The 7,286-nt window shown below is 58.1% G+C and carries 3 protein-coding genes and 2 tRNA genes; 2 read left to right on the top strand and 3 right to left on the bottom strand.

Features of this window, described 5'->3' with window-relative positions:
• Positions 1-55: 55 nt before the first annotated feature.
• Together ACJROR_RS02330 and ACJROR_RS02325 are read right to left on the bottom strand one after the other, a co-directional pair.
• Positions 56-4,657 carry an AAA family ATPase gene (locus tag ACJROR_RS02330; protein WP_406545689.1) on the bottom strand — a complete coding sequence of 1,534 codons (4,602 nt, stop codon included), beginning with the start codon at positions 4,655-4,657 and terminating at the stop codon, positions 56-58.
• Between the two features lie 392 nt (positions 4,658-5,049).
• Positions 5,050-5,139, bottom strand: a tRNA-Ser gene (locus ACJROR_RS02325).
• A gap of 411 nt (positions 5,140-5,550) precedes the next feature.
• On the opposite strand from ACJROR_RS02325, the gene cmk reads away from it, so the two are divergent.
• Complete coding sequence (gene cmk / locus ACJROR_RS02320; RefSeq protein WP_406545688.1) at positions 5,551-6,237, top strand: (d)CMP kinase; 687 nt, start codon at positions 5,551-5,553, stop codon at positions 6,235-6,237.
• Between the two features lie 33 nt (positions 6,238-6,270).
• On the opposite strand, the gene ACJROR_RS02315 is transcribed toward cmk, so the two are convergent.
• Complete coding sequence (locus ACJROR_RS02315) at positions 6,271-6,756, bottom strand: hypothetical protein (RefSeq protein ID WP_406041900.1); 486 nt, start codon at positions 6,754-6,756, stop codon at positions 6,271-6,273.
• A gap of 242 nt (positions 6,757-6,998) precedes the next feature.
• Here ACJROR_RS02315 and ACJROR_RS02310 point away from each other — a divergent pair.
• A tRNA-Ser gene (locus ACJROR_RS02310) sits at positions 6,999-7,086 on the top strand.
• Positions 7,087-7,286 lie beyond the last annotated feature (200 nt).

The raw sequence follows: 7,286 nt of genomic DNA, 5'->3' as shown, positions 1-7,286 counted from the left end.
ACTCCCGCTCCTGCAAAACCCATGGCGCTCGCTCCTTTCCCTGGCTGCCCCGGGCTTACAGAAGATTACTGTGATGGTTTTTCAGAAGCTCCCGGATATCAATGCGCTTCGGCTTGGATTCTTCGCTGGCGGCTTCCCGGGCTCTCTGGAATCTCTCCATGCGGGCCCGTTCTTCGTAGCTCATGTCCTCGGGGCCGGAGAGCTCCACGCCGCAGGTAAAATCAACGTCGGTCTGCACCACGGAGGACACTTCCGGTTCCGGAGCCGGAGCGGATCCGGACAGCACCGGAGCATTATCCGCGCGGGGATCCGGCATGGCTGAAGAAGTAGGCATCGCCGCAGCAGCATGCGCTGTCGAAGAAACAGCCATCGCCGGAGCAGCAGGTATCGCCGCAGAAACAGTCGCAGCCGGAGATCCCAAAGATCCCGGCGCTCCCGAAAGCGGCATCTCTCTCAATGGCTCCGGAGCGGGAGCATCCTGCTCCTTCTGGGCTTTCTTTTCCTGAAGCTTTTTAATGAGTCCTGCCGGGAGAGCGGAGGCTCCGGAAAGAGACACCGGATCCGGCTTCTTTTCCGGCATTTTTTCCGGCTGGGTTCCCTGGAGTCTGTCCAATTCCCGGGCCAGACCGGCCGGAGAGACCGCATCCAGCTTCTGCTCCGGAGCGGCCGGCGCCGGATTCTCCGGGATCATGCTGATGGAGGGCTTGGCCGCATTGCCGCCTCCCGGAACTCCGGAGAGCACCGGCTTTCCGGCGTCATCAGAGGTGACCGGAGATGGACTCGGAGCCGATCCGGGAGCGGCTCCCGGAGCAGCCGGAGGCGCTGAAACCGAAGCTGCGGGGCCGGCATCTATTACCGGCTTCACGGGAGCAGCGGCCGCGGCTCCGGGGGCCGCGCCTATTACCGGTTTACCGCCGGCATCCTGAAGCGGAGCCGGATTCGGGGCCGGGGCAGCTGCCGGAGCGGCGGCGGCCGGTTTCCCGTTCACGTTCCCGTTTGCGGAGCCCGGGGCGGCTGGCGCGTCCGGCTTTACCTCGCTCTCCTTGGCCTTGGGCGTCGGCTCAAAGCGGTACTTGAATTCGTCGCTCTCCTCCAGTTCCCTGATGGCCGCCTCGTCAATGCGCATGGGATCCCGATCCGGGGTTCTGTTTTCCGGAAGAGGTTTTGCCGGAGCGGGAGCCGGGGCCGGAGGCGGCTCCGGAGCTGCGGCTTCGGGAGCCGGTGCTCCGTTCTTGCTCCCCTTGCCGAAGAGATTCTTAAAGCTCCAGGACTTTTTGGCCTGATGGAGAACGGGCTTTTCCGAACGGGCTGTCACTGCTTCCGGCGCGGGCTTTTGTTCGGGAGCCTTCTTAGAGGCTATGGCTTCCGCGGCGCGGAAGGTCTTGCCAACTCCGCCGGCAATCTTTTCGGAAATCTTTTCCGGCGCGGTTTCCGGAGCCTTGCCGGCAGCGCTGTCCGGAAGAGATCCCGGGATAGTCTTAGCGAACACCGGCCCCTTGTACTGCTCGGTATTATCACGGGGGATAGTGAGCTCGGGCTTCGGCTTTTCCGCCGGGGCGGGAGCAGCGCCGGCGGCGGGAGCTGAGGCCTTCAGATCTGATTTGTTATCCTCCGAGCTCGCGCGAACCAAAGTGCCGGCGATGCCGCCGGATACGGCTCCGGCCACCACCTCAGCCACCACCCGCTGGGTAGCGGTGCTCGTTTGCGGGGCGGGAGTCTCCGGCTGGGCTGCTCCGGCCGGGGCAGTCCTGGGTTTATCCTGCGGGCCGGTCTTGTCCAGGGAGAAATCCGCCTGAGAAAGCTCCGGCTTTCCGGAAGGCTGGGACTTCTCCAGAAGCTTCGCGGCTTCCTCGGCGGCCTTTTCCCGGGCTTTTTCCTCTTCCTGCCGCTTCCGGGCCTTTTCCTCCGCAGCCTTTCTTTCGGCGGCGATCCTTTCGGCTTCCTTCCTGACCTCCTCCCGAAGCTTCATGTCGATCTTGGGGATGGTGATCTTTTCATAACGGGTCAGAAGCTCCTTAAGCTGCGTCTCATAGGTGGTGGAAACCGAGCACTCCTGGAAGTAGGGTTCATAAACCTCCACCAGAAGCCGGGTGAGATCGTACTTGTCAGCCTCGGACAGGAAGATATCGCTGTTAACCAGCTCCTCCCGCTTTTCCAGATCCCGGGAAACAGCATCCACCAGATTCTGATTGAGGGACATCTTCTCGGAGAGCCGGCTGATGTCATCGTTGAATTTGGTAAGAACTTCATAGGTCTGGGCATTCAGCGCCGCTTCGGATTCCGTAACGCCTTCAGCGTTCACCAGAGCCACCAGATAATCGCCGTTATCCTTCTTGGCCAGCTCCGCCGTGCCGGGAGTCTTTGCAAAGTTTTCATCACGGCGCTCGCTGGGCCGCATGGAAAACAGTCCTTCGTAATTAAGCCAGATTCCGGTGATATCCAGGCCCTTCAGGGAGGACACCATGAGAAGGCAGCGCTTGTCGTCAATGCCCTGAAGCCGCATGGCCACCACCGAGTTCACCATGTCGGCCAGCTCTTCATGATGGTGAATGCGGGAAAGCTCATCGGATATGCAGCAGAGCCCGCGGTGGGTCAGAATTAAGCCGCCCCGCCCGTCCGGCATGATGCGGCAGGAGATCTCCCGGGCTTCGGCCAGGTTGAATTCCTTAACCATGCTTTTGAACCAGCGCCGGTAGGAGTTCACCTCGCAGAGCTCAAAGCCCCGTCCCATAAAGCGGTTCCAGTATTCGCACACCTCGCCCCGGGCCGGAAGCGGCGTCTTGTCCTCGATGGCCACAATGACGCTGTCATGATTCTCCATTTGGGCGGAGTACAGCCGGAAGCCCTGCTGATGGAAAAACTCCCCGTACAGGGATTTTCCGTCAATGCCCACGGAAAGCGGCTTGATTTCCGTCATCTTGTCGGTGTCGCAGAAGGGAATGTCCTTCCTCAGGAAGCGTTCGGCGAATATCCCCTCAAAGTTTATCCGCACCGTGACGATGAGCTTTCCGTCCAGACTGCTGGGATGCTGGGGGAGACCGCTGATGCGGGCGTAGAGCTCCACCTCGGGCTCCAGACAGTTTTTAAGGTAGATCTGCATGAGCTTCGGCAGCACGCCGGCCTGGCAGGTAAAGTGATTGTCTTCGGTAAGAACGCCGTTGCTGCCCAGCATGCCCGGCACCGTGAAGCGGAAGCACTCCAGGCCGGGAAGATCAATGCTGCCGAGATAGCCGTTGATGTCTCGGGTAACGATAATGCGGATCACGTCTCCCACAATGGGCACAAAGCCGCTGCGGCCGTTTTCCGCGGGGTTCTTGACCTGCTTTCTGATGCCGGGAGCCCAGATGCTCTTTAATGAAAAGTCCTCCATGACGACTTCATTGTGCCACATCCTGTCCAGGGCCCGGTAGCAGAGTCCGGTGTCCTTGAGGAAGCGGAACCAGACCTCTCTTTCGGGAGTGAGCTTCACCTGAATGCCGGAGCTCTTGAAGGAGTCCGGATCGGCATAGAGGCTCATGAGCTCGCCGATTTCCCGGCCGGTGTCCAGGAAGCGTCCGGAGCTCCCGCTTCTGATATCTTTTGACACCACGGCTCTGATGCTGTCATACACCAGAGAACGGAAGGCAGTGATCTCCCCGGGGATATTCCAGAGAGCATTCACGGCCAGCGGGAGAGAGCTTACATAAACCTTTTCGTGGCCGTTAAAGAACGCCGCCGCCCGGAGAAGCTCCGCCGCCTGCATCCATCTCCGGTCAGACACATAGGAAAACCGCGGCTCATGCGGAGACACTCCCGGATCCTCACCGTCCCCGAGATCATGATCGGCTACGGAAAGCGCGGTGCCGGAAACCTTCAGCACCTCCTCCCGGATCAGGGAGAGCACGGCAATCACGTTGTCAGAAAGAGGAACCCTGCGGATTTGCCGGAGCCAGTCCTCATACTCCTCCCGGGAGATCCCCTGAAAGTCCTCAGAGCTTCCGGCACCCCGCTGCTCCAGAAGATGCCTGAAGGCGTCCTCCCCCTTTACCGGGAACACCGGAATGCGCACCGGGAAGCGATCGTAGAGAGCCTCCATGCCGGATTCCGCGTCCGGGATCTCATTGGAGGCCACGGCGAGAGAGCGCAAGGGCACGGTCAGCACCTTGCTGCCGTTATGAAAGGAATGCTCATTAATGATGGTAAGAAGAGTGTTAAGCACGGCGGGACTGGACTTCCAGATCTCGTCCAGGAAGGCAAAGTCGGCCTCCGGAAGATAGCCGGCGGTTTTTCTTTCGTAATTGTCCTTCTTGAGCTCGGACAGGGACACCGGGCCGAAGATCTCCTCCGGGGTGCAGAAGCGGTGCATAAGGTGCTCAAAATATCTGCCGTCCCGGACAATGGCGGCCAGCCGGCGGGAAAGCATGCTCTTGGCGGTGCCCGGAGGCCCGTACAAAAAAATGTTCTGTCCGGCCAGCACGGCCAGCACGGCCAGCTTCACCACGTAATCCCGGTCAATGAGACCTGCGGAGACGGCATCCATGATCAGGCGAATGCGCTCGGCCAGCCGGACGTTATCCGCATCCAGAGGGGCTCCGTCCCGGGAGCCTATGGTATTTGACGATTCCGGCTTTTTGGAAACAGCCGGGGGTTTGATAGCGAGATCTTCTCTGGCCTGCATCTTTATATTTCCCCAATCTGTCAGAAGCGCTCCGGAAATCCGGGATCAGCCGGAGGAGCTTCGGACAGCACCACTTTGAGCTACGTTATCTGGATAAAGGACTTGATCCTCAGGCCGCGGCCCTCCGGAAAACCGGCATGTTATCGCCTGTGCCTGCCAAATACGTATAGTTAATACACAATCCGTACTGTAAAATTTTGCTTAAAACATAATCAAAAAAATGCCTTATTTCTCGCGATCTTAAAAAAAACCGCGGGCAGAGATCACAAAAACAGCGTTACAAAGCAGACTATTGGGGACAACGAAGAAGAAAGAACAAAAGAGATTACGAACAGGAAAGATACTTAAGGAAGACGGGGAAAGACTAAAAAAGGAAAACAAAAACAATGACGTGGCGGACAGGCTGAGATTCGAACTCAGGGACGGGATAAACCGTCGCCGGTTTTCAAGACCGGTGCATTAAACCGCTCTGCCACCTGTCCGCATCGATGGCTGTTATTATAATGAAAAAATCACCTTTGTAAACAAAAAGCACGTTTTATTCGTAATTTTCCGGTTTTTCCCCGGGGGAAACGGGCCCCAAACCGCCTCCGGGCGGGATTTTGGCTGTTTTTTAACCGTTTTTCCGGCTTTTCCGGTATTTTTCAGTCCCGCCGGCGCCCGGAGCCCCTTTTGGCGCGTCCCTTTGGGTTTCGGTTCTGCGGGAGCCGGACAGCAGGATTTCCGGGTTTCCGGAGCTCCGCTCCGCAAACCCGCCAGCGGTTTTTGCTTACCGAAGGCCCGGGTGACGGTATAATGAGGTTCCCTTCAGAAAAACTTCTTTTCCATGAAGCTCTTCAGGAATCTTCTCAGGGAGCTTTTCATGGATCTAACTCATTAAGGATTTATCAGGTATGAGCGCAGATATTCCGGTTATCACAGTGGACGGCCCCGGCGGCGCCGGCAAGGGAGAGCTCTGTCTCCGTCTCAGCAAAATGTACGGTTTTACCATTCTGGATTCCGGCGCCATTTACCGGGTGCTGGCCTATGCGGCGCTTAAGCATCAGGTCAGCCTCGCGGATGAGCCTTCTTTGGTAAAGCTGGCCGGGGAGCTCCGGCTGTCCTTTGAACCCCGGGACAGCGGCGTGGCCGTCATGCTGGACGGCGAGGATGTCTCCCGGGGCATCAGAAACGAGGAAACCGGAGGAGCCGCCTCCAAGATCGCCGCTCTCCCGGGAGTGCGGGCCGCCCTCCTGGATCGCCAGAAGGCCTGCAGAACCGCCCCCGGTCTCGTGGCTGACGGAAGAGACATGGGCACCGTGGTGTTTCCGGATGCTCCGGTGAAGATCTTTTTGGATGCCAGCCCGGAGGAACGGGCCAGAAGAAGAGTGAAGCAGCTGGAATCCCAGGGAAAAGCCGCTGATTATGACAAGATTCTGGCGGAGATCCGGGAACGGGACAACCGGGATCGCAACCGCGCCGCGGCGCCGCTGAAGCCGGCTCCGGACGCCCTGCTTCTGGATTCCACCGAGCTCTCCATTCAGGAGGTGGTGGATACCGCTCTGGCCTTTGCCGCAAAGAAGCTTAAGCCGCTCTCCTAACTGCACATTCCGGATTAAAGCTTAAGGCCCTCCTCAGCGAGGGCTTTTTTTGGGGCTCTGAATAAAGGAACCAAAGTACATGTGCCCGATAAAGGCCCTGACCTCCTTCTCCTGCTGAGCGGTGGTGAAATCGCTGGTAAGCATTACCACCCGGTCGTTTCTTTCAAAGAAGTACAGGGTGAAATCATTGTCGCAGGTAAGGGTTTCCGCTCCCCAGACCTTCTTGCCTCTTTTGCAGGAATAAACCTCCGCCGCGCTGACCATGGCTCCCTCCACGGATCCGTACTCCAGAGAATAAAGCTCGGTGTACCCCACATTGACTTCCTTGGAAGCATTGGTATACATCACGGCATTATGCTTCTGCATTTCGCTGAAGAACCGGTGTCCCAGAGTCCAGCCCTCCGGGAGTTCTTCGCCGGCAGCCCCCGCCGCGGCGGGAGGCGGAGCGGCCAGGGACATGCTGCCCCAAAGGAAGAGAAAAGCCGCCAGAGCCGGTGAGACCTTCTTGAAATGCATCATATTAAACTCCTGAACTCTGCCGGAAAACCGTCTTACGCCTTAATTATAATCCGGAAATCCCGGCAAAAACAATCCGAAAACAAGCCCGGCTAAAGCATTGGGAAACTGCTGAAAAAGATTGCCGGAGCCCAGCGGGGCCGGGGTTCAGAACAGTGAGAGCCCGGGACAGCATGGAGAAGCCGGGGCCGCATCCTAAGATTCTGCTTGCGCCCGCAGGGAAAACGGATATAATGGGCTCCCGTGGACAGGTGGCAGAGTGGCCGAATGCACCGGATTCGAAATCCGGCAACGCGCAAGCGTTCATGAGTTCAAATCTCATCCTGTCCGCCAGATCCGCGTTATTCCCTTTTTTCTGTCCTTGTCTCTGTTTCTTCGCCTCTTTATTTTTTCGCCCGGTTTTTCTTTGCCGGTTCCCCTTTATCATTTTTCATTTCCCCTTTCCCTTGTCCTGGGTCAGCAGTTTTTGCCGGCTCATGTTTTCCAGAGCCCGCTTCCTTGTTTTTCGGGACTCTTCTTTAACCCTGCCGCCA

Source organism: Succinimonas sp., assembly GCF_045225735.1.
Lineage (GTDB): Bacteria > Pseudomonadota > Gammaproteobacteria > Enterobacterales > Succinivibrionaceae > Succinimonas.
This window is presented reverse-complemented; position numbering and strand designations above follow the sequence as displayed.